General features: G+C 70.9%; 19 protein-coding genes and 1 pseudogene. 14 read left to right on the plus strand and 6 right to left on the minus strand.

Going from position 1 to position 23,876, the window contains the following annotated elements; all coding sequences use genetic code 11:
* Nucleotides 1–81 precede the first annotated feature (81 nt).
* Nucleotides 82–696, plus strand: a complete 615-nt coding sequence (locus HZS56_RS14275; protein ID WP_253914240.1) for a LysE family translocator — start codon at nucleotides 82–84, stop codon at nucleotides 694–696.
* A gap of 265 nt (nucleotides 697–961) precedes the next feature.
* On the opposite strand, the gene HZS56_RS14280 is transcribed toward HZS56_RS14275, so the two are convergent.
* The gene (locus HZS56_RS14280; RefSeq protein ID WP_216721088.1) at nucleotides 962–2,524 is read right to left on the minus strand and encodes an MFS transporter; all 1,563 of its coding nucleotides are present in this window, start codon (nucleotides 2,522–2,524) and stop codon (nucleotides 962–964) included.
* A 327-nt stretch (nucleotides 2,525–2,851) separates the two neighbouring features.
* On the opposite strand from HZS56_RS14280, the gene HZS56_RS14285 reads away from it, so the two are divergent.
* Entirely contained in the window at nucleotides 2,852–3,841 is a 990-nt protein-coding gene (locus HZS56_RS14285) for an Lrp/AsnC family transcriptional regulator (RefSeq protein WP_216721089.1), read from the plus strand.
* A 157-nt stretch (nucleotides 3,842–3,998) separates the two neighbouring features.
* Complete coding sequence (locus HZS56_RS14290) at nucleotides 3,999–4,835, plus strand: FadR/GntR family transcriptional regulator (protein WP_216721090.1); 837 nt, start codon at nucleotides 3,999–4,001, stop codon at nucleotides 4,833–4,835.
* Nucleotides 4,836–4,963: 128 nt separating this feature from the next.
* Here HZS56_RS14290 and HZS56_RS38180 read toward each other — a convergent pair whose 3' ends face one another.
* Entirely contained in the window at nucleotides 4,964–5,164 is a 201-nt protein-coding gene (locus HZS56_RS38180) for a hypothetical protein (RefSeq protein ID WP_253914241.1), read from the minus strand.
* Here HZS56_RS38180 and HZS56_RS14295 point away from each other — a divergent pair.
* From HZS56_RS14295 to manD, 4 genes are all read left to right on the plus strand, one after another.
* Complete coding sequence (locus HZS56_RS14295) at nucleotides 5,163–6,338, plus strand: ABC transporter substrate-binding protein (protein WP_253914242.1); 1,176 nt, start codon at nucleotides 5,163–5,165, stop codon at nucleotides 6,336–6,338. The two genes, HZS56_RS38180 and HZS56_RS14295, sit on opposite strands and share 2 nt — an antisense overlap.
* On the plus strand, nucleotides 6,338–7,297 hold the full coding sequence (locus tag HZS56_RS14300; RefSeq protein WP_216721092.1) for a carbohydrate ABC transporter permease: 960 nt from the start codon (nucleotides 6,338–6,340) through the stop codon (nucleotides 7,295–7,297). Before HZS56_RS14295 ends, HZS56_RS14300 begins: the two co-directional genes overlap by 1 nt.
* Entirely contained in the window at nucleotides 7,294–8,157 is an 864-nt protein-coding gene (locus HZS56_RS14305; RefSeq protein WP_216721093.1) for a carbohydrate ABC transporter permease, read from the plus strand. Before HZS56_RS14300 ends, HZS56_RS14305 begins: the two co-directional genes overlap by 4 nt.
* Nucleotides 8,158–8,218: 61 nt before the next feature.
* Entirely contained in the window at nucleotides 8,219–9,433 is a 1,215-nt protein-coding gene (gene manD / locus HZS56_RS14310) for a D-mannonate dehydratase ManD (RefSeq protein ID WP_216721094.1), read from the plus strand.
* A 252-nt stretch (nucleotides 9,434–9,685) separates the two neighbouring features.
* On the opposite strand, the pseudogene HZS56_RS14315 reads toward manD, so the two are convergent.
* A pseudogene (locus tag HZS56_RS14315) lies at nucleotides 9,686–10,470 on the minus strand (AAA family ATPase); the annotation flags it as partial.
* Nucleotides 10,471–10,539: 69 nt separating this feature from the next.
* Here HZS56_RS14315 and HZS56_RS14320 point away from each other — a divergent pair.
* On the plus strand, nucleotides 10,540–10,776 hold the full coding sequence (locus tag HZS56_RS14320) for an IclR family transcriptional regulator domain-containing protein (protein WP_301543026.1): 237 nt from the start codon (nucleotides 10,540–10,542) through the stop codon (nucleotides 10,774–10,776).
* 135 nt (nucleotides 10,777–10,911) lie between these two features.
* A complete protein-coding gene (locus tag HZS56_RS14325; protein WP_216721095.1) occupies nucleotides 10,912–12,927 on the plus strand; it encodes a GxGYxYP domain-containing protein in 2,016 nt (671 codons plus the stop codon).
* 199 nt (nucleotides 12,928–13,126) lie between these two features.
* Here HZS56_RS14325 and HZS56_RS14330 read toward each other — a convergent pair whose 3' ends face one another.
* Nucleotides 13,127–14,149, minus strand: a complete 1,023-nt coding sequence (locus HZS56_RS14330; protein ID WP_216721096.1) for a methyltransferase — start codon at nucleotides 14,147–14,149, stop codon at nucleotides 13,127–13,129.
* A gap of 92 nt (nucleotides 14,150–14,241) precedes the next feature.
* Nucleotides 14,242–15,033: a methyltransferase domain-containing protein gene (locus HZS56_RS14335; RefSeq protein WP_216721097.1), complete on the minus strand. Its 792-nt coding sequence runs from the start codon at nucleotides 15,031–15,033 to the stop codon at nucleotides 14,242–14,244.
* A gap of 1,001 nt (nucleotides 15,034–16,034) precedes the next feature.
* Between HZS56_RS14335 and HZS56_RS14340 the strand changes: the two genes are divergently transcribed.
* From HZS56_RS14340 to HZS56_RS14350, 3 genes are all read left to right on the plus strand, one after another.
* On the plus strand, nucleotides 16,035–17,069 hold the full coding sequence (locus HZS56_RS14340) for a methyltransferase (protein WP_216721098.1): 1,035 nt from the start codon (nucleotides 16,035–16,037) through the stop codon (nucleotides 17,067–17,069).
* A gap of 83 nt (nucleotides 17,070–17,152) precedes the next feature.
* A complete protein-coding gene (locus tag HZS56_RS14345; RefSeq protein ID WP_216721099.1) occupies nucleotides 17,153–18,676 on the plus strand; it encodes an FAD-binding oxidoreductase in 1,524 nt (507 codons plus the stop codon).
* 75 nt (nucleotides 18,677–18,751) lie between these two features.
* Complete coding sequence (locus HZS56_RS14350; protein ID WP_216721100.1) at nucleotides 18,752–21,541, plus strand: LuxR C-terminal-related transcriptional regulator; 2,790 nt, start codon at nucleotides 18,752–18,754, stop codon at nucleotides 21,539–21,541.
* Nucleotides 21,542–21,623: 82 nt separating this feature from the next.
* On the opposite strand, the gene HZS56_RS14355 is transcribed toward HZS56_RS14350, so the two are convergent.
* Nucleotides 21,624–22,136 (minus strand): MarR family winged helix-turn-helix transcriptional regulator, encoded by a 513-nt coding sequence (locus tag HZS56_RS14355; protein ID WP_216721101.1) that lies wholly within the window; start codon nucleotides 22,134–22,136, stop codon nucleotides 21,624–21,626.
* 83 nt (nucleotides 22,137–22,219) lie between these two features.
* Between HZS56_RS14355 and HZS56_RS14360 the strand changes: the two genes are divergently transcribed.
* Complete coding sequence (locus HZS56_RS14360; RefSeq protein WP_253914243.1) at nucleotides 22,220–22,900, plus strand: FMN-dependent NADH-azoreductase; 681 nt, start codon at nucleotides 22,220–22,222, stop codon at nucleotides 22,898–22,900.
* A gap of 114 nt (nucleotides 22,901–23,014) precedes the next feature.
* Nucleotides 23,015–23,803, plus strand: coding sequence for an SDR family NAD(P)-dependent oxidoreductase (locus tag HZS56_RS14365; protein ID WP_216721102.1), 789 nt, complete (start codon nucleotides 23,015–23,017; stop codon nucleotides 23,801–23,803).
* Nucleotides 23,804–23,876: the final 73 nt, after the last annotated feature.

The following is a 23,876-nucleotide window of genomic DNA, read 5'->3' on the forward strand; positions in this document are numbered from 1 at the left end:
TGACGAAGGGGGCGGCGGCCGATCGTACGGCTGTCGCCCCCTTTCGTACGTCTTCGTCCGTGTGAGACTGGGGAGGTGCTCATGCAGTTCCTCACCGCGACCGGTGTCCTCGCCGTACTGACCGTGGTGCCCGGGCCGGACATGGCCGTCGTGACCAGGCGGGCCGTCGCCTCGGGCCGGCGGGACGGACTGCGGACCGTGGGCGGGATCACCGCCGGGCTGCTGGTCTGGGGCGTCCTCGCGGTGGCGGGCCTCGCCGCCGTCCTGGCCACGTCCGCCACCGCGTACACGGTGGTCAAACTGGCCGGAGCCGCCTACCTGGTCCTCCTCGGTGTCCAGGCGCTGCTCCAGAGCCGCCGCCACCGTTCGCCGTCACCGGCGACGGCCCCCGCCCCGCCCCGCGGCAGCCCGTGGCGGACCGGTCTGGTCAGCAACGTCCTCAACCCCAAGATCGCGGTCTTCTACACGGGTCTGCTGCCGGCCCTGGCGCCGGCCGGCCTGCCTCCCCACAGCGGCATGGCCTTGCTGGTCCTGGTCCACGCGGTGCTCACCGCGCTCTGGCTCGGCGGCTACGTCCTGCTCCTGTCCAGGGCTCGCGGCTTCTTCGAGAAGCCGGCCGTGTGCCGGGCCATGGACCGCGCCACCGGGACCGTACTGATCGGCTTCGGCCTGAAGGTCGCCACGACGCAGCCCTGAGCCGTCGCCCGCACGGCGGCCCCGGGCCCGCCGCCACGAGGCAGCTCTGCCGTCACGAGGCTGCTCCGAGGCCGTCGCCCGCGACCGGGCCCTGCGCCGGTCGCCACGCCACGGCCCCGAGCCCGTACCCGGGCCCCGAGCCGCTGCCCGGCCGCCCCATGGGCCCACCGCCGCGGTGCGGCCGCGCGCCCGTCGTCCGCGGCACGGCCCGGAACCGGTCGCACGACGCGGTTCCGGTCCGGCCTGCACGCACCGCCCCCCGGGATCAGGCAGGCGTCCCCGTGCCGGCTCCCTGCCGTTCCGTGCTGCCGGGGGCCTGCGCCGCCGGTTCGCCGGCGACGTTCACCGAGCGCTTGCGTCCGAGGCGGGGGTGGAGCAGGACGAAGGCGAGGACCGCGGCCAGGAACGTGAGGCCCGCCGAGACGATCAGGCACAGGCGCATGCCGTCGAGGAAGGCGTCACCGACCGCGCCGAAGACCTGCCCGGCGCGCGGGCCCAGTTCCAGCGAACCCACCGCGCCGAGACCCGCGTCCCCCGTCACGCCGGTGACCTGGTCGGCCAGCGCGCCGTCCACGCCCGCGTCGGCGAGGTGGCCGGGGAGGGAGGAGACGGCCCGGCTGGTGAGCAGGGCGCCGAGCACCGCGGGGCCGAGCGCTCCGCCGACCTGGCGGAAGGCGTTGTTCCCGGCGGCCGCCATCCCGGCCAGCGGGTGCGGTACGGAGGCGACCGCGGTGGCCGTCATCGGCGTCGTCACCAGCCCCATGCCGAGCCCCAGCAGGAGCAGCCGCCAGGAGAGCGCGCCGAAGGACGTGCCGGCGTCGGCGCCGAGCAGGGTCAGCATCGCCGCCGTCATCATGAGCAGGCCCGTGGTGATCATGAGGCGCGGTGAGAGCCGGTGCATGACGCGCCCGGCGACCCCGCTGACGACCAGGGCGGCCCCGGTGATCACGAGGAGGCGCCAGGCGGTGCCGAGGGTGTCGAGCCGCTGGACCATGCCGAAGTAGAGACTCAGCACGAAGAAGAAGCCGATCATGCCCAGGAACATGATCATGGCGACGAGGGCGGTGGCGGTGAAGCCGGGGCTGCGGAAGAGCGCGAGGTCGAGCATCGGGTGGGCGGAGCGCCGTTCGACCACGACGAAGAGGGCGCCGCTGACGACGGCGACGGCGAGCGCGGCGACGACCTGCACGTCGCCGAAGGAACCGGCGCCGCCCTCGATGACGCCGTAGACGAGCGCGGTGATGGCGAGCGCGGCGGTGATCTGCCCGGGCCAGTCGAGCCGCCCGGCGCGCGGGGCGCGGGACTCGGGCAGGGCCCGCAGGGCGATGCCGACGGTGAGGAGCGCGACGGGCAGCGGCACGAGGAAGATCCAGCGCCAGCCGGCGCTGTTGATGATCGACCCGGCCAGCACACCGCCGACGGCGAGCGCGCCCAGCAGGCACATCGCCCAGATGCCGATGTACTTCCCGCGCTCGCGGTGGTCGGGTACGGCGTGGCTGATGAGGGCCAGCGTGGTGGGCAGCAGCGCGGCGGCGCCGAGCCCGGACAGCGCCTGCCCGGTCCACAGCTGGCCGATCGAGTGCGCGGTGAGCGACGTGGCCGCGCCGGCGGCGGAGAGCAGCAGCCCGGCGAGGAAGACCTTGCGGCGCCCGTGCACGTCGCCGAAGACGCCGGCGGTGAGGATGAAGGCGGCCATCGGCAGCACGAAGGCGTCCGACACCCAGGCCAGTTGGGAGGTCGTCGTGGACAGCGCCGACTGGATGGCGGTCAGGCTCACCGAGACGCTGGTCACCGGCAGGTAGGCGACGAAGACCCCGAGACAGGCCATGACGACGGTCGCCCCGCGACGAGGCACGGTTGGGGGCGGTGACTGGGACAACACAACTCCTTCGCGACGCCGGTGACCGGCGCGGGGAACAGATGAGAGACGGGAGGGCCTGGTGGGTGGGGGCATGTCCGGCCGTACGGCCCCGAGCAGCACACGGGGGAGCCGCCACGGACCGGGCCGGGCCGCACCGGACACCGTCGGCCGGAGACCCGAAAATCGAACATCGAACGCGACCGAGTCTCCTCCGGAAGGCACCATTCCCTCAAACAGAACCCCCGCACCCGGAGGAAACCCGCACCCGGCAGTGCTTCACCGCATACTTGCTCCATGCTCGACACCCTGGACAGCTATATCCTCCACGCGCTCCACGTCAGCCCCCGCGCGCCGTTCCGGCTGGTCGGAGAGGTGGTGGGCACCTCGGAACAGACCGTCGCCCGCCGTTACCGGACCATGAGCCGTGCGGGCACGGTGCGGGTGGTGGGCCTGGTCAACCCGTCGGTGCAGGGCCTGGTGTCGAGTGTGGTGCGGATCTCGCTGCGCCCCGACCGGATCGACGCGTGCGCCGAGGCGCTGACGCGGCTTCCCGAGGTCTCGTTCGCGCACACCTCCTTCGGCGGCTCGGAGATCGTGTGCTCGATGGCGACACCGCACGAGGGACGACTGCCGGAGGTGCTGCGCCAACTCGCCCGTACTCCGGGCGTGTTGGACATCGACTCGCGCATGACCCTGCACACCTACTCCCCGCCGGGGGCCGACTGGAGAGGACTCGGCCCCTCGCTCCCCGAGGAGGCGGTGGCGTTCCTGCGCGAGCACCACCCCCGTACAGCACCGCAGGGCCCGCCGGTCGCACCGCACGAGGAGGACGGGGCCCTGCTCGCCGCGCTCGCCGAGGACGGCCGGGCGAGTCAGGCCGCGCTCGCCGACCGCACCGGCTGGACCACCGGACGGGTCGCACGGCGCCTGGAGGTGCTGGAGCGCTCGGGCACCCTGTTCTACGACGTGGACCTGGCCCTGGAGAAGCTGGGCTACCCGTTCAGCGCCGTACTCTGGCTGACCACCTCCCCCGCGCGCCTGCACGAGACGGGCTCGGCCGTCGCCGCGCTCCCCCGGGTCGTCTTCGCCTCCGCCACGACCGGGGAGCAGAACCTCATGGCGATCGCGATGTGCACGGGCACCGCCGACTTCTACGACTGGCTCAGCGGCACGCTGGCGACGGTGCCCGGCATCACCGGCTACACGATCGGCGTCCGGCTGCGCATCCTCAAGAAGGCCGCCTCACTCGTCCACCAGGGCCGCCTGGTCGCACCGCCCCGGTGAACGGCCGCCCCGGACCGAAGGGCCTTCACGACGGGTCGGCGCCCCCGAGACCCGGCCCGCGCCCCGGGCCCCACCGCCCGGTGTCCGGGAACTCCCGGCCTGGGAACGCCTGCCCCGGGGCGCGATCACGCCCTCGGGTCGGCTGTACGCTGCGACCATGCAGTCGTCCGCTCCCTCCCCGTCGTCGGGTTCCGCACAGCCGGGCCGTCTCACCGGACCCGCCGAGCGCGGTCTGCTGACGGAGCGGATCGCGCGCCGGCTGGAGCACGAGATCCGGGCCGGTGAGATCGCGGTCGGGGCGAAGCTGCCGTCCGAGCGCGAGTTGGCCGCCCAGTTCGGTTCCAGTCGCAATGTCGTGCGCGAGGTGCTGAGGCGGCTCGAGGCGCAACGCCTCATCGAGGTCGCGCCGGGGCGCGGTTCCTTCGTCCGGGAGCAGAGCTCGGGGCAGGCCAGGGAGTACGACGCGCTCTACCGCGCCGGCCGTCCGACGGTCCGTCAGCTCATCGAGGCCCGGCTGCCGTTGGAGGTCGAGATGGTCCGGCTGGCGACCGTGCGGGCCACGGACGACGACCTCGCCGTGATGCGGAACTCGTGCGAGGCCCTGGAGTCGGCCACGGACGCCGTGGTCAAGGCGCAGGCCGACATGGAGTTCCACGACGCGATCGCGGTGGCGAGCAAGAATCCCGTACTGCGGATCATGCTGTCGTCGATCAGCGGAATGATGTTCGAGATGATGCTCCGGTCCAACTCGGACCCCTCGATCGGGGAGCCCGGAGTACCGCACCACCCGGAGATCTTCGAGGCGATCGAGGCACGCGACGAGGACCTCGCGGCCGCGCGGATGCGGGAGCACCTCATGCTCGGCCTGCGTACCTACGGGCCGGACCTCGACGTGCAGGTGGACATCATGGCCCGCAACCACATCGAGACGCTGCTGGGGCAGGCGGAGGCCCGACGGGCGGGCAACGGCGGCAGCTGCAGCGCGGGCCAGTAGCCGTACCCCTCGTGCCGGGGCGGGCCGGCCCGGGCCGAGCCGCGTAACCGTTCCGTTGTGTGGATCTTCACCTCAGGGGCTGTTCGGAAGCGCCGGCATCCTGTTACGGTCCCGTCAGCAAACTGGTCCTACCAGTTGGACCACTGGTCCGGCAGACGCAACCACCCACCAGGAACGAGGACGACGATGTCCACGAGCAGTCGGCTGTTGAGCAGGCGCTCCTTCAACAGGCTGGCCGCGGGGACGGCCGCGACCGTCGCCGGGGGCGCGGTGAGCGCCTGTTCTCCGCAGGGCGGCAGGCCCTCGGCCGACAGCCCGTTGCGGATCATGGCGATCAATCACGTGTGGTCGCAGGCGGTCAAGCGGCGGACGAAGGAGTTCGAGGAGCGGATCGGGCGCCGGGTCTCGATGACCCTGCTCACCGCGGACCAGCTGTCGAGCAGTTACAACGTCAAGCTCAACGCCTCGGGCACCGACGTGGACGTCATGATGGTCCGCCCCCTCCAGGAGCAGCTGCTCTTCGCGCACAACGACTGGCTGGCCGACCTCACCGACCGGGTCGGCGACGACCGGGAGTTCGCGTGGGCGGACTTCCAGGAGGCGCCGCGTGAGGCCTCCGTGACGGCGGGCAAGGTGCTGAGCGTCCCGGTGGTGACCGAACGCCCCACGCTGTACTACCGCAAGGACCTCGTCGACGGACCGCCCCGCACCCTGGACGCCCTGCTGTCCACCGCGCTCGAACTCACCGACGAGGACAAGGGGTTCTACGGGTTCGTCGGCCGCGGCCAGCGCAGCGGCGCCGTCTCCCAGTGGTCGAGCTTCCTGTACTCGCACGGCGGCGACTTCCTCGTCGACGGCGAGTCGGGCATCGGCAGCCGCCAGGCCCTGGCCGCCTACCAGTACTACGGCGACCTGCTCGGCCGGGCCGGGCCGCCCGGCTCGACCAACATGAGCCTCGAACAGGCCATGCCGATCTTCGCGCAGGGCAAGGCCGCCTTCTACATCGACGCCGACGCGATCTACAGCAACTTCCTCGACCCGAAGGTCGCCACCCGGGGTGTGCGGGAGGCCGTCGGGTTCGCCCCCTTCCCCGCTGGTCCGGCCGGTGCGAAGCCGCACAACATCCCGTCCTGGAGCCTCGGCATCAACAGGTTCTCCCTGCTGCGCGACGAGGCGTGGGAGTTCATCAGGTGGGCCGCGGGTCCCGCCCTGTCCGCCGCCCTCCAGTCGGACGGCATCCCCGGCGCCCGCAGCTCCGTGTGGGCCGACTCCCGCACGCTCGCGTCCTTCCCGGCGGACCTCGCCGAGTCGATGCGGGTCAACGCCGAACGCGGCCTCGGCTACGACCGGCCGCGGGTCCTCCAGGTCGGCCGGGCCAGGGACATCGTCGGGCGCCCCCTGGTCGCGGCGATCCTCGGCGAGTCCGTACGGCCCGTCGCGCGCGACGCCGACGCGGAGTTCGCCGATTTCCTCGTCCGCGACAACCGCCACAAGGAGTCCTGATGGCCGCCACCGAGGTCTCCCCCGCCCGCGCCGGCACCCGGGGACGGCCGGACGCCCCCCGCACCCGGCCGCCGCGCACCTTCGAGCAGGCCAACCGGCGCCTGAAGTGGGCGATGCTCACCCCGGCGCTGCTCTTCGTCGGCCTGATGATCGTCTTCCCGCTGGCCTTCACCCTGAACTTGAGCCTGACCGACGCCTTCGGGGCGGTGAACGCGGACAAACGCCACATCGGGCTCCAGAACTTCCTCGACGCGCTGGGTGACACCCGCCGGTTCTGGCCCGCCGCGCGCCGCACCGTGGTCTTCACCGTCGGTGCCGTGGTCCTGGAGACGGTCCTCGGGCTCGCGCTCGCGATGCTCATGCGCAAGCCGTTCCGCGGCATGCGTCTGGTGCGCACCGTCCTGATCATCCCGCTGCTCGCCACGCCCGTCGCGATCGGCGTCCTGTGGCTGCTGATCCTCGACCCCACCAACGGCATCGCCAACCACCTGCTCGCCGGTGTCGGACTGCCGCGCCAGGAGTTCCTCGGCTCGGTGAGCCAGTCGCTGCCGGTACTGATGCTCATCGACGTGTGGCAGTGGACACCGATGATGACGCTGCTCCTGCTCGCGGGCCTGACCACCCTCCCCGAGGAGCCCGAGGAGGCCGCGCTCGTCGACGGCGCGAACGCCTGGCAGCGCTTCCGCCACGTGATCCTGCCGATGCTCGCCCCCACGCTCGCCACGGCCCTGGTCCTGCGCGCCGTCGACGCGCTCAAGACCTTCGACATCCTCTACGCCACCAAGGGCGCGGGCGGCGGCTCCGACTTCGAGGTGGAGACGCTCAACGTCTACGCCTACGGGCTCACCTTCGACTACCAGGAGTACGGCCTGGCCGCCGCCGTCCTGGTGCTGTTCACACTGTTCATCATCGGTGTCGTGGTCCTGCTGCGCCGCCGCGGCGGAAGGAAGAACGGATGAGCGCCACCGTCACCCCCGCGGCCCGGCCGCCGCTCAGGCCCGCCCCCCGGCGGCGCAGGACGTGGTCCTGGCTGCGCGGCACGGCCATCGCCCTGGTCACGCTCGTCTTCGCGCTGCCCCTGGTGTGGATGTTCGCCGCCGCGTTCAAGACCAACGTGCAGGTGACCGACCCGAGCGTGGGGCTCTGGTTCACTCCCACCCTCGACAACTTCCGCAGCATCGTCGAGGCCGGGCAGATCGTGCGCTCCCTGGGCAACTCGCTGCTGGTGGGCGTGGTGTCCACGGTGCTGTCCGCCGTCATAGCCGTGCCCGCCGCGTGGGCCGTGGGCCGGTTCGGCATGCACCGCACCGGCTCGCTCGTCCTCGTCGCCCGCATCGTGCCGGCCATCTCGCTGCTCGTGCCCTGGTACTACCTGTTCGCGCAGATGGGGCTCGTCGGCTCCTACACCGTCCTCGTGCTCAGCCACATGTTCGTCTCCGTCCCACTGATCATGTGGGTGATGATCAGCTTCTTCGCGGGTCTCCCGGTCGAACTCGAGGAGGCCGCCCGCACCGACGGCCTGAGCGCGTTCGGCGCCTTCTGGCGGATCTCGCTGCCGCTGGCCGCGCCCGGCACCGCGACCGCCTCGCTCCTCGCGTTCGTCTTCAGCTGGAACAACTTCATGTTCGCGCTGGTCTTCGCCGACGACCGCACCCAGACGGTGCCCGTGACCCTCTTCAACTTCATCTCGTACGCGAGCACGGACTGGGGCGGCCTCATGGCCGCCGCCACCCTCATCACCGTCCCCGTCGTCATCGCCGCCGTCGTCGGCCAGAAGTACCTGGTGGCGGGCCTGACTGCGGGCGCCACCAAGGGCTGAGCCAGCCCAGCCCCCACACACCTACGCATACGCACGCCACCGCACTGGAAAGAGCACACGCATGAAGATCGTCGACGCCCAGGTCGTCGTCACCAGCCCGGGCCGCAACTTCGTCACGCTGAAGCTGACGACCGACGACGGCCTCACCGGCCTCGGCGACGCCACCCTCAACGGCCGGGAACTCGCCGTCGTCAGCTACCTGACCGACCACGTCGTGCCCCTGCTCACCGGCCGCGACCCGCACCGGATCGAGGACACCTGGCAGTACCTGTACCGGGGGGCCTACTGGCGGCGCGGCCCCGTCACCATGGCCGCGATCGCCGCCGTCGACGTGGCCCTGTGGGACATCAAGGCGAAGGCCGCCGGCCTGCCGCTCTACCAGCTCCTCGGCGGCGCCAGCCGGGACCGCGTCCGTGCCTACGGACACGCGAACGGCCGCGACATCCCCGAACTCCTCGACTCCGTACGCGCCAGGCTCGCCGAGGGCTACCAGGCGGTGCGCATCCAGTCCGGCATCCCCGGCCTGAAGGCCGTCTACGGCGTCCACAGCACCGACGACGACGGCGCGCCCGTCCTGCACCAGCAGGCCCGCCCCCTGGTGGAGGACTGGGACACCGACGCCTACTTGCGGCACACGCCCACCGTGTTCGAGGCGGTCCGTGCCGAGTTCGGCGCCGAACTCCCGCTGCTCCACGACGCACACCACCGGCTCAGCCCCGTACAGGCGGCCCGGCTCGGCAGGGACCTGGAACCGTACCGCCCCTTCTGGCTGGAGGACTGCACGCCGGCCGAGAACCAGGAGGCCCTGCGCCTGGTGCGCCGGAACACCACGACACCGCTCGCCGTCGGCGAGGTCTTCAACACCGTGCACGACTACCAGACGCTGATCAGCGAGCAGTTGATCGACTACGTCCGCTCCGCCGTGACCCACTTCGGCGGTGTCACGCCGCTGCGCAAGCTCTTCGACTACGCCGCGCAGTTCCAGATCAGGAGCGCCGTGCACGGCCCCGAGGACATCTCCCCGGTGGGCATGGCGGCCGCGCTCCACCTGGACCTCGCCGTGCACAACTTCGGCATCCAGGAGTACTCGGGCCACACCCCCCTCACCGACGAGGTCTTCCGGCACGCCTACACCTTCACCGACGGCCACCTGCACCCGGGCGAGGCCCCCGGCATCGGCGTGGAGCTGGACCTGGACCTCGCGGCCGCCCACCCCTACGAGGCGGCCTACCTGCCGGTCAACCGACTGCAGGACGGCACGGTGCACGACTGGTGAGCCCCGCGGGCCCCGGGTGCCGCTTCAGGGGGCGGGGAGCCGAGGACAGACGAAGCCGTTCGTGGCGAGGGACGCCGAGGCCCCGGGAGGGCACCGGCTGATCTCTTCCCCTGTGCGCCGTTCATCGGCTTGACGGGCACATCCCTGTCGAGTCAGCCGGTCCCGTAGAGACCCGGCAGGTCGACCAGGAGAAGGTCATCACGTCCGGCCGCAATTCGACCAGGTCCGGATAGAAGCCGTGCAAGGAGGATGAGTGATCCGCGGATCCTCCCGCAGCAGGTACTCCGTCTCGGTACGTGAGTAGACGGCGCGGCCGGGATCCAGGAGCGTGCGGGTCAGCCAGTCGGCGAAGCCGTCGTTCGGGTGCGGCCGGGCCGCCACCGGCCGGTAGCCGGGGCTCCGCCGACGACGGCGTGGACCTGCAGGGCGGTCAGTGGGTCGTCGATCTGCCAGAAGTCGCGGGCGGCACGGTAGTCGAAGGCACCCAGCCGGAGGTCGATCACGGCGCGGCCCCGCAACGGCCTGGTACCCGAAAGCAGTTCGTGCATGACGCTCACGGCGGAGCCGCAGAGGATCAGCCGGGCACCGGTGCCGGTGCCGGTGTTGCGCTGACGCTCGTCATAGAGCTGCTGGAGCAGTCCGGGGATCTCCGGCGAGTGCTGGAGCAGATACGGCAGTTCGTCGATCACCAGGAGCGGGGTACCCGAACGTGCGGTGACATCAAGGGCGTTGGTCAGGACCTCACGCCAGTCGGCCGGCCTCAGCGTGCCGGACCGCAGACCGGCGTGTGCCGCGACGGCGTCGCCGAACCGCCGGATCGCCGGCAGCCGCCCTTCTTCCCGTACCGCGGTGACGTAGAGGCCGCCGACCTGCTCGCACAGTGCCTGCAGGAGGTACGACTTCCCGTGGCGCCTGCGCCCCGACACGATGCCCATGCGCATCGCCGGATCCGGATCGGTGACGAACTCGGCCGGCAGCTCCCACTCCCGGCCCCGATCGACCACGTCCTCGGGCTTGGCCGGCAGGTTCTCGCTCATCAAGGAAAACCTCACATCGGGATAGGTCTGCTACGTCGCATCCTGTACAAGTCCACTTAGACGAGTCGGCTGCGGACGGAACTGAGGCGTCTGCGGCGCAACGGCTTCGCCGTCAACAGGGAGCGGTCGGAACGCGGTCTCGTCGCGGTCGGCGTTCCGGTCCGGGACCAGGAGGAGACCGCGTTGGCCGGGCTGTCCGTGTCGATGCCAGGCGTCCGCTACGACCCACAGCGGCTCCAGCCACTGGTCACGGCGCTCAAGACCGCGGCACACGCGCTGGAACGGGACCTGTCGCAACAGGACTGAACCGGCCGACCCGCCGGAAACCGGTCGTATCCCGTACGCACCATGGACGACCACCACATCCCTCGCTACGCTCACAGACGATTGACAACGATGTCGAAGTCCGGGCGTGGCGGCTACGGGAAGCGGAGATCATCGATGGTCACACGGAGAGACCTGCTACGGACGGGCAGCGCGGTTCTCGCGGCGGGCGGGCTCGGACTCGCACGGCCACCCGAGGCCGACGCCGCCCCCGCACCCCGCCTCCTTCCGTCCTTCGGCCGCCCCACCCGACTCGACGTGGCCGACGTCAGTGGCCTCGACGGCTACGACCAGCTCCTCCTCACGACCCTCCAGGGCGTCGTCAACCGCCGCACACCACGCCTCTACTTCAGCTACGCCACCGGGGACACCGACCTGCGCTGGCTGGCCGGCACCGGCGCGAGGGTCACCGCTCACGACCACGCCCTGGACCTGGTGGCCAGGTACCGCCGCGAGGTACGCGGCGCCGTGCTGATCGACCCGGACGTGCCCGACTCGGTCAATGTCGCGACCACCCTGGCCGGCCTGTCCGACGCGGTGGCGGCCACCGCGGAGCAGGCCGACCGTCACGGCCTCGGGACGGTCACCGACCTGCGCGGCCGCTTCGACCCCGACGACGTGCCCGCCACCTACCGCTGGCAGCTCCGCCACCTCTTCCCGCGCTGCGCCCACACGCTGGTGGCCGGGCTGCCGCCGACGCGCACCGTGCCCGCCCCCGGGGTGCGGTGGCGGGAGGTCGCACGGGAGACGGAGCGGGTGCGCGACAGCTCCAACCGCCGCACACGCACGCTGGACCTGAGCCCCGAGCTGAGCGCCGGCGGCGACGGCGACGCCGTGTATCTGCGGTTCCAGGACTCCTTCGGCGACGACGGCTGGGGGGCGTCCGTGGGTTCGCTCGCGCTGCACGCCGACGGAGCCGAGATCGCCCGTTTCACCCCGGGCACCGAGGCCGAGAGGCCCTACCTCTTCGACGGACTCGACTCCTCCGTCGGCGGCGACGCCAACCGGTTCGGCGACGGCAGCGGCTACTTCGTCTACCGCTTCACCGTCCCCGGCGGCACGCAGCGGCTGACCGCCGAGGTCGACCTGTGGAACCAGTTCCTCGTCACCGCCACCACCACGGCCCCGACCCGCGTCGAACCGTTCCCCAACTTCCGTGACTACACGGTCGCGAGCAGAGCTGTGGTCCTGTGGCTGCCGCCCGCCGGCGAGACCGGTGACCTGCTCGACGAGGCGCTGAGCCGACTCGCGCCGACCACGCCCTACACCGGCTGGTTCCCCAACGACGTGGCCGGCGAATGGGGTGGCGTCGACCGCGCCTCGCGCCACGGCGTCGAGGTCGTCGCCACCGACTTCTACATGAACGCGACGGTCCACGCCGGCGTCCCCGCACGCGTCTCGGGCCGGGTGCGCACCCGGCCGAGGGCGAGACTCCGCAACCGCGTCCACGTCACCTTCACCATCGGCGAGGGCGACAACGTGCAGTACTGCCAGCGTCGTATGCGGGACATCTGGGACGACCCGGCGCGCGGCACCGTCCCCGTCAACTGGACCGTCAGCCCCCTGCTCGCCGACCTCGGCCCCGCGCTGCTCGCCCACTACCAGCGCACGGCCACCGCCAACGACCTCCTCGTCTGCGGCCCCTCCGGCGCGGGTTACACGTACCCGGCCTCCTGGCCCGAGGAGCACCTGGCCGCCTACACCGAACTGACCGGCCGCTACCTGCGCCGCACCGGCATGGACCTCGTGTACGCCTACAACCCGCGCAACGCGGCGGGCGACGGCTGGATCCCCTTCGACGAACGCGTCGTCGCCTCGTACGCCCGCCACACGCCCCTGCGCGGCATCATCCAGTCCTGGGAGACCGGTGATCTCCAGACCCGGGCCGGCGGCATCCCGGTGATCGGCAACTTCTATCCGCAGGGCAAGGGCGCGGACTTCCGGGACGCACTGCTGAAGCACGTCGAGGACCGCGACCCGTCCCGCCCCCTGTTCATCGCGGCGGCCATCAACGCCTGGACCTGGACACCGAGCGACATCGCGACCGTCGCGGCGCTCCTGGACGACCCGTTCGAGGTGGTGCGCGGCGACGTGTTCTTCGAGTTGCTGGACGAGAGCCAGAGACACGGCTGACCCGGTCCGCCACCGGCCGTGCACCGGTGCGCCCGCAGAACCACGCCGCCGCCCGGGCCAGTCGGCCGGCCGTCCCCGTGGTCGGGCCCACCACCGACAACCGGTCGGCGAAGACCCCGCCCCCGTTCGGCGAGCGGAGGGACCGCCGCCGCGGGCGTGCCCGGCCGGCACGCGACCGGCCGGGCGTCGTGACGACTTCCTACTGGACGACCGCCTCGATGACGCTGTGCCCGCGCGTGGTGGCCATGCCCGGGTCGTCCCGCACCCGCCGGATCTTGAACCCCGACGATCCGAGCAGTTCGGTCCACTCGCTCTCCGTGCGTTCCCTGCCGCCGAGGACGACCAGCATGAGGAGGTCCCCCAGTACGCTGCGCAGGTCTCCCTCGGCGGGCCTCAGGATGCTCTCCACCAGGATCAGCCGCCCGTGCGCGGGCATGGATGCCCGCACCCTCCGCAGTATCTTCCCGGCGTTGTCGTCGTCCCAGTCGTGCAGCACCCGGGACAGGATGTACACGTCTCCCCCGGTGGCGACCTTGTCGAAGAAGCTCTCCCCGACGAGGGTGCACCGGTCGGTGACATCAGCCAGGTTCTCCTCGGCCTGCTGGACGGTCTCGGGCAGGTCCTGGAGCACACCACGCATCTCCGGGTGGCGGGTGAGCACCGATGCCATCAGCCGTCCGTCACCACCCCCGACGTCGACGACCGTCCCGCAGTCGCCGAACTCGTACAGCTCCAGTGCCGCGACAGCGGCCGGCATGGTGGCGCCCATGGCGCGGTTGAAGATGCGCGCTTCCTCCGGGTTGGCGGCGAGGAATTCGAAGTAGTTCATGCCGAGCGCCTTGTCGAAGGCCGGGCGCCCGGTAGTGACGGTGTGGAGCACGTCCGCCCATGCGCGGAAGACGGCGCCGCTCTGCAGGAGCACCCCGTCGCGGAACCCGTCGGGGGCGTCCTGTGCGAGGGCCTTGCCGGAAGGCTGCAGGGTGAAGGACTTCCCGGGATGTTCCGCCAGCATGCCGAGCGCCGTGAGTGCCCGGCAGAAGCGGTAGAGGGCGTCCTCGTCGCTGTTGGTCGCCTTCGCGATGTCCCCGACGCCCATGGGCTCGTCGCCCAGCAGATCCGCGAGGCCCAGATGCGCGGCGACGTAGAGCGTCTGCCCTATCCACGGACCGGACGCGTGGTACATCTCCCGGAGATCCGGGCCTTCTCGGGTATGGACGGGCATGGTTTCCTCCAACGGATCCGACTGCTGTCCTGGCGTTGCGCTGTTCCGTCTCACGCGCCGGTTTCATCCGGCCGCGCAGCTCGAATCCGGCCTCAGGCGTCGTTCGCGGGGAGTTCGGCGACCACCAGGAGGTAGCCGAGTTCCCACACCTCGATGAGGTCCGACAGATCGAGATCGTCGGCCATTTCGGAGCCGAGGGTGTCGTCGATGTGGTCCCGGTCGTGACCGATGCGCCGGGCGATTCCTTCGAGGGTCCGCTTCATCACCTGCTCGCTGATGTCGGACGCCTCGACGAGCCGCAGGCCGGCTTCGCGCACGAGTCGTGGATAGTCGTCGATGGTCACCATGGGACCCATGACCCAGTTCTTGTAGAACTTCTCCACGGCCGGACGCTTGTGCTCCGGGACGGGGGCGCGCTCGAAGAAGTCGGTCAGCACGATCCGGCCGCCGGGCCGGACCACGCGGGACATCTCCCGCAGCACCTGGAGGCGGTCGGGCATGTGGATGATCGACTCCAGCGCCCACACGGCATCGAAGGAACCGTCCTCGAAGGGCAGGACCGCCGCGTCCGCATACTGGTACGAGACGCGGTCGGCCAGCCCCTCCGACGCCGCCCGAATTCCGGCCCGCTTCACTTGTTCATGACTGACCGTAATGCCGACCACGGTGCTTCCGGTGGCCTTCGCCAGGCGCATAGCGGGCGTTCCCATGCCGCAGCCGACATCGAGGACCCGATCCTCCCGGCCGGCCCTGAGTTTCTCGATCATGAGCTCAGTGAAGCGCTCTTCGGCGCGTTCCAGCGACCAGTCGTCCCCGGGGTTGTCCCAATACCCGAAGTGCAGGTTGTGGTCGCCTGTGAAGTTGTCCGACTCAAATCCCGCCATGTGGTCGTACAGCGTTCCGACCTGTTCGGCCGCAGTAGTTCCTGAATGAGACATACAATTCCCCGTCCCGAGGCGTCAGAAGGATCGGCAGGCACTTTTCTCTGCGAGCCGCCGCATTGATCTGGGCGTACGGCATCGACTGATCGGCCGAGAACCTCAGGGAACGTTAGCAACCAGTATTCTGATCGAGCAAGATAATTCTGGTTCCGCTTTCGTTTCGGTGTTTGTTTCGGTGGTTCACGGATGACAATCATTCTCCGTTTCGCACTCGGGGCACGGAGATCGGACCAGATCATTCCGGCCGCCGACCCCTCCCGGGGCCCGGCCGCGCCCGGGGCCCGGCCGGCGTCGCCGCATCCCGGCCACGGTGACTGACCTGCCGGGTACAGACAGCCTGAGCTGCGCGGAAACGCGCCGCCGTACCACGGGTCGCGGCGAGCAGTCCGCCCGGGCCACCCGCACCGTGCAGCATGATTTCAGCCATATGTGGCCGACGCCTCCCACGGGGGTGGCGTGAAATGGATTGCGATGCTTCACTCGTCGACTGACGGGGTGTGAAAGCACTCCCGTCCACTCGCCGGATGGATAGCATTCATTGCGCGTGACTGTCCGTTTCGGTCGACAGATCCAGCAACGGGGGCGTAGTGCTGCATACGGGGGCTTCCAGGGATTCTTTTCCCTGTGACAATGAACGACCGAGGCGCTGGCGACGCCATTCGTCGCCGAGTGGCCGAACTCTGATCATCGTGTTCTGCCGGTAAACCGGGCATCGCTACCGGACCGGCGCCGGCATCTCTCGCAGTGATCGGGGGCGCCGCATCCTGCAGGTGACCCGGCCTGCCCGGATTCCCGTCGCACCGGCGAATCGACTTGTCCGGCGCCCTGCGGCACCCACGCTGCCGAACAGCGTTGTTCGGCAGTCCCGTTTCCCGTTCACATGCTCCGGTGTTCATGCCAGAACACGTCCTTCCTGCCCAGAGCCCTGCTTAAGGAGAGAGATCGTGCCTGCACTCACACCGTCCCAGGGTCCGGACCTCATGCAGCTCTACCACATGGGAGGTCCCTGGATCGGGCAGACGATGTACGTCGCCGCCGAGCTCGGGCTCGCCGACCATCTGGGTTCGGAACCCAAGCCGGTCACCGAACTCGCACGCGTCACCGAGGCGAACGAGGACGCGCTGTACCGGTTCTGCCGCGTCCTTGCCGCCATGGGCGTCCTGCACGCCCACCCCGACAAGCATTTCTCGCTCACCGAGGCGGGTGCCATTCTGCGCAGCGACGCCCCCGGCGGCTTCCGCTACGGGGTCATGCTCCAGAGTGGTGCCTGCTTCCGCTCCTGGACCGAGGTGATGCACACGGTCCGCACCGGAAAGCCCGCCTTCGACAAGGTGCACGGGGCCGCCTATTACGACTACCTCGAGGCCAACCCGGCGGAGAACGAGCTGTTCAACCGCACCATGGGCGTCACCTCCCTCGCTCCGGCCATCGCCGCCCTCAACCGGTACGACTTCACCGGCATCAAGAGCGTCGTCGACGTCGGTGGCGGCGTCGGTACCCTGCTGGCCGCCGTCCTCAAGCTGAACCCCTCCATGACGGGGGTCGTGCAGGATCTCGCCACCGTGACCGCCGAAGCACCCGGCCACCTCGCCGAAGAAGGCGTCGCGGACCGTGTCGAGGTGGTCAGCGGAAGCTTCTTCGACTCGGTCGTGCCCGGCGCGGACGCCTATGTGCTGTCCCGAGTGCTGCACAACTGGAGTGACGAGGACTGCCTGAAGATCCTCGGCCGTGTCCACGAGGCGATGCCGCCGCACGCCAGGCTCATCGTCGTCGACAGCGTTGTCCACGAGGGGGGCGGCCTGCACCCGAGCATGCTCGCCGATCTCTTCATGATGGTCATCCTCGGCGGCAAGGAGCGCACCGAGCAGGACTGGCGCGATCTCCTCGCCGCAGCGGGCTTCCGTATGACCCGCGCCGTCCAGGCCGAGAGCGCCGGCGACACCCTCGTCCACGCCCTGGTCGAGGCCGTCCCGCGCTGATCGGGCGAGCCCACCGCGGCCCGCGTCCGCCGCGCCCGATTCCACCCGCACACCTGCACACGTACCGGAGAAGAGGCATCCACATGGTTTCCCGACGAGCATTCATCCGCACGGGGGCGGCGGCGACGCTCACGGCCGCAGGCATGACGACCGCTATGCCCGCGTTCCTCGCCCATGCCGCCGGCGGCCCCAACTGGGCGCTGCTTCAAAAGCGTCTGAAGGGCACTCTGGTGCTGCCCTCCGACGCGGCGTACGCCGCCGCCAAGCAGCTCTCGTGGACCGAGTACGACACCGTACGGCCGGCGGCTGTCGCCTACTGCCAGTCGGACTCCGACGTGAGCGCCTGCCTGAAGTTCGCCCAGGCGAACGGGATACCCGCGACAGCGCGCAGCGGCGGACACAGCTTCATGGGCTTCTCGCTGACCACGGGGCTCGTCATCGACGTGTCCCGGCTCAACGGTGTCAGGGCCGACGGCAACAAGGTGGCCCTGGGCGGCGGAGCACTCCAGATCGACACCGTCAGCGGCCTGTCCGGTACGGGACTCGCCCTGCCCGGTGGTCTCTTCCCGACCGTGGGTTCGGGCGGCTTCATCCAGGGCGGTGGACTCGGCTGGCAGACGCGGTTGCTCGGCATGGCCTCGGACACCCTCGAATGCGCCCGTGTCGTGCTGGCCGACGGCAGCGTTGTCATCGCCTCGCCGACCCGGAACGCCGATCTCTTCTGGGCGTTGCGCGGAGGCGGGGGCGGCAACTTCGGGATCGTCACCGCGTACCGGGCGGCCGCGACCGCCGTGCCCGCCCTTTCCCGGTTCACCCTCGACTGGACCTGGGACCAGGCCGCCGACGTCCTGACGGCCTGGCAGCAGTGGGCCATTGCGGGCCCGCGGCAGCTCAGTTCGGGGCCGGTCCTCGCGCTCTTCGACGCCGCGTCCGGCAACACACCCACGGTGGGCGTGTCCGGTGTCTGGCTGGGCGACCCCGACGGCCTGGCGCCGCATCTGGACGCCCTGGTCGGGGAGGTGGGCCACGCCCCGACGACCCGCACCGTGGACGACTCCAGCTACACCGACGGAATACTGGCCCTGTACGGCTGCGCCGACCTGACGGTTCCGCAGTGTCACCTGCCGGGACCCTCGGGAGAGGGGCAGATCCCTCGTTTTGGCTGGTCGTTCGACCGCAGCCGCCTCTTCAGCGACGCCATACCCGCCTCGGGCATCGACGCCCTGCTCACCGCCTTCGACGCCGACCGGGCGGCTGGGCACTCCCGGTTCATCCGCACCCTCGTCCTCGGCGGCCGCGCGAACGACCCGGGCCGCACCGACACCGCGTACGTCCACCGCGACTCCGAGTTCGTCATGAGCATCGCCACGGGTCTGCCCACGGGAGCGCCGCCCGAGGCGGACCGGACGGTGGCGCGGAACTGGGCCGGCAACGTTTTCGACGCGGTCAACCCCCATTCGAACGGCGAGAGCTACGTGAACTACCTCGACCGCGTGCTGCCCGACTGGGCGGACGCCTACTACAAGGAGAACCTGACCCGGTTGAGAGGAGTGAAGAAGCACTACGACCCGGACAACTTCTTCCGATTCGCACAGAGCATCAGCTGACCCCCCGAGGTGGCCGGACCAGGCGGGGCCGGCCACCTCGCGGTGGGGTGACAGGAACTAACGTCCGGGGGGGTCGTGCAGCACATCTTGGTAGAACGTTGGTCGGAGTTACTGGTTCTCAACCGCACCGTCGACACCCTGTGCCAGGGGACCGGCGACCTCTTCATGATCGAAGGGGGCTGCGGCGTCGGCCGCACCGCCCTGTTGCTGGAACTCGAAAGGATCGCCTCCGTACGCCAGTTGACCGTCTGTACTGCGCGGTGCAGCATGCTGGAGGCCGATTTCCCCTTCGGAGTGCTGCACCAGCTCCTGGAACCCCATCTCTCTACGCTGGCGGCGGGAGACTCCGAAGCGGCGCGTCCCGCTGCCGAGCTGCTGCGGGCCATGGATTCCCCAGCGGGCGTGAACGACGTCCAGGTCCTCAACGCGATGCTGTGGGCCATCCGGAGTCTCGCCGAACGGGCTCCGGTCGTCCTGACCATCGACGACCTGAACTTCTGCGACGCGCCCTCCCTGCACGTGCTCGCCTACGCCGCCCGGCGCCTGAAGGGATGGCCGATCGCGATCGTGGGCACCCGCCGGCACGGTGAGCCGGTCGCCGCGCCGGCCATGCTGGCGGCGCTTCAGGAGGCCGGTGAGTGGACCGTGCTGCACCCGGCCCCGCTGACCGCCGCCGGCACCAGGGAACTCGTCGACGGTGTCCTCGGCCGCACGCCCGTCTCGGTGGTGGAGGAGGTGCACGAACTGACGGGGGGCAACCCCATGCTTCTCGACACGGTGCTCAGGGCCTCCCTCGGTCCGCAGCGGGAATCCGCGGGGGTCGACCGGTCCCCGGGCATGCTGGAGACCCTCGTCGGACTCACGGTCAGGTCCCGGCTCTCGCATCTGCCCCCCGAGGTGCCGAGAGTCGCGGAGAGCCTGGCCCTCCTCGAAGGGGAGGCCGACGCCGCGCTCACCGCCGAGGCCGCCGGCCTGCCGGAGGGCGAGGGGGTCGCCGCACTGGCCGTACTGACCGGCATGGGACTGCTGACCGACGCCGCCCGGCCCGCCTACGTCCACCCCGTCGTGAGCAAAGTACTGCGGCGGTTGCCCGAGGCCGTCGCACCGGAGTACGTGCACCGTCGCGCGGCCGGGGTTCTGCACCGGCGCGGCGCCCCGTCGGCCGAGGTGGCCCGGCATCTGCTCCGCACGGGGCCGACGGGGACCGAATGGGCCCCCGAACAGTTGCGTGCCGCGGCCACGGGAGCAGTGAGCGAACGCGACCCCGCCCGGGCCCACGCGCTCCTGCGGCGCGCACTGGAGGAAACCCTGCCGGACGAGGTCCGCGACGAGATGCAGGCCGCCCTCGACTGCGTCGAACTGATCACGGATCCGCACGGTCTGCTGCCCCGGCTCCGGGCGCGCCTGGCGACCCCGCTGACCCCGCAGACCCGGGTGCGTACCGTCCTGGCCTACGCCCAGGGGCTCCTGCGGACCCATCAGGTCGAGGAGTCCGCGGAGGCCCTCGTGGAGTGCCGCGACGGCATCGCCGCCCTGCCTCCCTCCCGGCAGCGGGAGGCGCTGCTGCGTCAGATCGACAACGCCGAGGCGATGACGGCCCTGTTCGGCTCGTCGGCGGCGTCCGAGATCACCGGCCTCCTCGCGAAACTCCCCGTCTGGGGAAGCGGCGGCCGGGCGCATCGGATGTCCCTGGAGAGTCTGCGCGCCGCCATCGAGGTACGGACCCCGGCGGATGCGGTGACCCGCGCCCTGGACGAGGCGCTCGCGGACAACCTGCGGGCCGGCCAGGAACCGGTGTCGATGCCGTGCACGCCGTTCGCCCTCCTCTGGACCGACCAGCTGGAAGGTGTCGACCAGTGGTGCGACGCGATCCTGACCGGGCGCGGGACCGGCAGCCTGCCCGCGGCCGTGATCGCAATGGCCCTGCGGTCGGCCTCGCGGCTGGAGTCGGGGCGGCTGGAGGGAGCGGAACGCGACGCCCGGCAGGCGCTGGACCTCCTCGGTGAGCAGGGGAGCGCGGACCCGGTGCAGTCCCTGGCGCTCGCGCCGCTGCTGAAGGTGCTCACCGAACTCGACCGCACCGACGAGGCCATGACCCTGCTGGAGGACCGTGGCTGCGCGGGAGAACTCCCGGATCTCTGGCCGCACACCATGGTTCTGGAGGCGCGCGGGCGGCTGAGGGGAGCCCGGGGCGACATCGAGGGCGCCCTGGAGGACCTGATGGTGAGCGGCCGCCGGATGGAGGCGTGGGGGACGGCCAATCCCGCCGTCTCACGGTGGCGTTCCGAGGCGGCGTTCATGCGGAACCAGCTGGGAGACGTCAAGGGCGCACTGCGCCTGGTGGAGGAAGAACTTCGGGTGGCCCGGCTGTGGGGCACCAGCCGCACCATCGGCGTGGCGCTGCGCGCCAAGGGCCTCATTCTCGGTGGCCCGGAGGGGACGGCCCTACTGGCCGAGGCGGTGGAGGTGCTGGGAACCGGGCCGGCCCGCCTGGAGGAGGCGTACGCCGAGGCAGGTCTCGGAATCGTGCGACGACGCGGTAACAACCGGCGTGCGGCACGGGAGTCGCTCCGGCGTGCCCTGGCGCGTGCTCAGCAGCTCGGCGCGGTGCGTTTGGCCTCGCGCGTCCACGCGGAGCTGCTGGCAGCCGGCGGTCTGCCCAGACGGTGCGAGCACTTCGGTGCCAAGGCCCTCACCGCGAGCGAGTTCCGGGTGGCTCAGCTCGCCGCGGTCGGCCGGACCAACGGCTCGATCGCCCGGGAGCTCTTCGTGACCAGGCGGACCGTCGAGACGCATCTCACGCGGGCCTACCGCAAGCTCGGCATTCAGAGCCGATCCGAGCTGGGCCGTGTGCTTCAGGCTTGAGCCGACGCCGACGCCGACACCGACACCGACACCGACGCCGACGCCCACGCCCACGCCGACACGGCCGGTGCCCGGCCCGCGGTCAGGACTGCGGCGGAGCGCAGGCGTTGTCCTGCTGCCGGCCGTTCTCGATGCGCGCGACCGGCGCGTCGGCGAGCCGTGCCAGGACGGTGCGCAGTGCGTTCCGGGTCGCCGCGTCCAGGTCGGCGAGCAGGCTGTCCTCGACCGCCTCGACGTCGTCGCGCGCGGCGTCGAGGACGCGCCGGCCGGTGTCGGTCGCCTCGACGATGCGGGCCCGCCGGTCGGCGGGGTCGGGGCGGCGCCGGACCAGCCCGGCCGCCTCCAGTTCGTCGAGGACGAGGACGAGCTTGCTCTTGTCGACCGAGACGGCCTGGGCGAGGGCGAGCTGGCTCCTTGTGGGCGCGTCGACGATCGCCATCAGCACCGTATAGCCCCACAGGGTCATGCCGTGCTCGCGCACGACCGCGGTCTCCGCGGTGGCGAGCCCCTGCTTGAGCCGGGCGAACAGCCAGTGGAGATCGCTGCGGAGCAGGCTGCCCGACGCCTGGTCGTCGGCGGGAGTGGTGAGGGACATGGAGGAAGAATACCAAAGGATCAAAATCGTCTTGACTTGAGATTATCTTGGCATAGTCTAGTCTCTGCCTCAGATCATCTTGCTTGGAAGGGATCGTTGTGCCGCAACTGCTGCATCTGGACGCCAGCGCCCGGGGTGACTCTTTCTCGAGAGAGCTCGGCGCCGCCTTCGTCGACCACTGGAAGGCCGCCCACCCGGACGGCGCGTACACCTACCGTGACCTGGTGGCGGAGCCGGTGGAGCCCATCGACGAGGCGCGCGTGCGGCTGGCCACCCAGTCCTCCGTGAACGGCGTGCAGGACCTCGCGGCCATGGACACCGTGGTGGCCGCCGCACCCGAGCTGACCGAGGCATGGGCGGCGACCCGTCCGCTCATCGAGCAGCTCCTCGCCGCGGACGTCCTGGTCATCGGGACACCGATGTACAACTTCTCCGTACCGGGCTCCCTCAAGACCTGGATGGACCGGGTGACCCTGCCGTGGCTCCCGCTCGCGGGCAAGGCCGCCGTGATCCTCAGCGCCCGAGGCGGCGCCTACGGTCCCGGCACCCCCCGGGAGCAGTTCGACTTCCAGGAGCCCTATCTGCGTGCCTATTTCTCGGCGCTCAAGCTGGAGAACGTCGAGTTCGTGCACACGGAACTCACCCACGCACCCGTCATGCCCTTCCTCGCGCGGTTCCGCGATGTCCACGACGCGTCCCGGGCCGCCGCACTGGACGAGGTCAAGGCGCTGGCCGCCCGGCTCCCCGCCGAGGCCGCCGCCTGAGGCCCACGGGCCGACGGAGGCCCGGCACCCGTCGCCACTCCGCGTCGCTCGGCGTCGCTCGGCGCACTTCCGTATGAGACTCGGCGCACTTCCGTAAGAGAGGACACCCGCACGATGGACACCGCACTCAAGGACCGTGTGGTCCTGGTCACCGGCGCTTCGAAGGGCATCGGCGCCGCGACGGCTCGCGCGTTCGCCCAGGAAGGCGCCCGGGTCGCCATCACCTACCGCGACAGCCCGGAGAAGGCCGAGAAGGTCGCCGCCGAGATCGAGAGCGCCGGCGGGCAGGCCCTCGTGGTCCGGCTCGACCTGGAGGACCTGCGTACCGTCGAGGAGGCCGCCAACACCGTCGTCGAGCAGTGGGGCGGGATCGATGTGCTCGTCGCCAACGCCGTGCGCTGGGGCGGCGACGGTCCCCCGGACCCGAGCATCCGTTTCGAGGACGTGCCGCTGGAGGAGTGGCAGGCCATGGTCAGCGCCAACCTGATCGGAGCCGCCGCCCAGGTGCGCGCCGTCCTGCCGAGCATGCGCTCGCGCGGCTGGGGCCGGATCGTGCTGATCTCCTCCAGCGTCGCGGAAGAGGGCCTGCCCGGCCCCGGTCCGTACGGGACGGCCAAGTCGGGCCTCTACGGCCTGGCGCGCAGCCTCGCCTGGGAGGCCGGGCGGGACGGCATCCTCGTCAACGTGGTCGCTCCCGGCTTCACCCTCACCGACAGCCGCCCGCCCATCCCCGCGTTCGTCACCGACAAGCTCGCCGCCGGCACGCCCACGCGCCGCCTCTCCGACTCGGACGACGTCGCCAAGCTGGTGCTGTTCCTCGGCTCGGGAGCCAACGGGAACCTCACGGGCGAGATGGTCCGGGACGGCTCTTCCGCCGCGCGCGCCCCCCATGTGGGCCCCTGACACGCCAGGCCCCTGACCGGGGTTCCGTCCGGCCCAGTCGGACGGAACCCCGGTTTTTTCGTGCTCGGACTCC

The sequence above is a fragment of the Streptomyces mayonensis genome (genome assembly GCF_018982965.1).
GTDB classification, from domain to species: Bacteria; Actinomycetota; Actinomycetes; order Streptomycetales; family Streptomycetaceae; genus Streptomyces; species Streptomyces mayonensis.

What these genes read in the sequence shown, in the direction of transcription:
- HZS56_RS14355 (WP_216721101.1), bottom strand. Translation starts at nt 22,136, where the DNA reads ATGTCCCTCACCACTCCCGCCGACGACCAGGCGTCGGGCAGCCTGCTC.
- HZS56_RS14285 (WP_216721089.1), top strand. Translation starts at nt 2,852, where the DNA reads ATGCTCGACACCCTGGACAGCTATATCCTCCACGCGCTCCACGTCAGC.
- HZS56_RS14330 (WP_216721096.1), bottom strand. Translation starts at nt 14,149, where the DNA reads ATGCCCGTCCATACCCGAGAAGGCCCGGATCTCCGGGAGATGTACCAC.
- HZS56_RS14365 (WP_216721102.1), top strand. Translation starts at nt 23,015, where the DNA reads ATGGACACCGCACTCAAGGACCGTGTGGTCCTGGTCACCGGCGCTTCG.
- HZS56_RS14290 (WP_216721090.1), top strand. Translation starts at nt 3,999, where the DNA reads ATGCAGTCGTCCGCTCCCTCCCCGTCGTCGGGTTCCGCACAGCCGGGC.
- HZS56_RS14300 (WP_216721092.1), top strand. Translation starts at nt 6,338, where the DNA reads ATGGCCGCCACCGAGGTCTCCCCCGCCCGCGCCGGCACCCGGGGACGG.
- HZS56_RS14280 (WP_216721088.1), bottom strand. Translation starts at nt 2,524, where the DNA reads ATGGCCTGTCTCGGGGTCTTCGTCGCCTACCTGCCGGTGACCAGCGTC.
- HZS56_RS14325 (WP_216721095.1), top strand. Translation starts at nt 10,912, where the DNA reads ATGGTCACACGGAGAGACCTGCTACGGACGGGCAGCGCGGTTCTCGCG.
- HZS56_RS14305 (WP_216721093.1), top strand. Translation starts at nt 7,294, where the DNA reads ATGAGCGCCACCGTCACCCCCGCGGCCCGGCCGCCGCTCAGGCCCGCC.
- HZS56_RS14275 (WP_253914240.1), top strand. Translation starts at nt 82, where the DNA reads ATGCAGTTCCTCACCGCGACCGGTGTCCTCGCCGTACTGACCGTGGTG.
- HZS56_RS38180 (WP_253914241.1), bottom strand. Translation starts at nt 5,164, where the DNA reads ATGATCCGCAACGGGCTGTCGGCCGAGGGCCTGCCGCCCTGCGGAGAA.
- HZS56_RS14335 (WP_216721097.1), bottom strand. Translation starts at nt 15,033, where the DNA reads ATGGCGGGATTTGAGTCGGACAACTTCACAGGCGACCACAACCTGCAC.
- manD (WP_216721094.1), top strand. Translation starts at nt 8,219, where the DNA reads ATGAAGATCGTCGACGCCCAGGTCGTCGTCACCAGCCCGGGCCGCAAC.
- HZS56_RS14345 (WP_216721099.1), top strand. Translation starts at nt 17,153, where the DNA reads ATGGTTTCCCGACGAGCATTCATCCGCACGGGGGCGGCGGCGACGCTC.
- HZS56_RS14295 (WP_253914242.1), top strand. Translation starts at nt 5,163, where the DNA reads ATGGCGATCAATCACGTGTGGTCGCAGGCGGTCAAGCGGCGGACGAAG.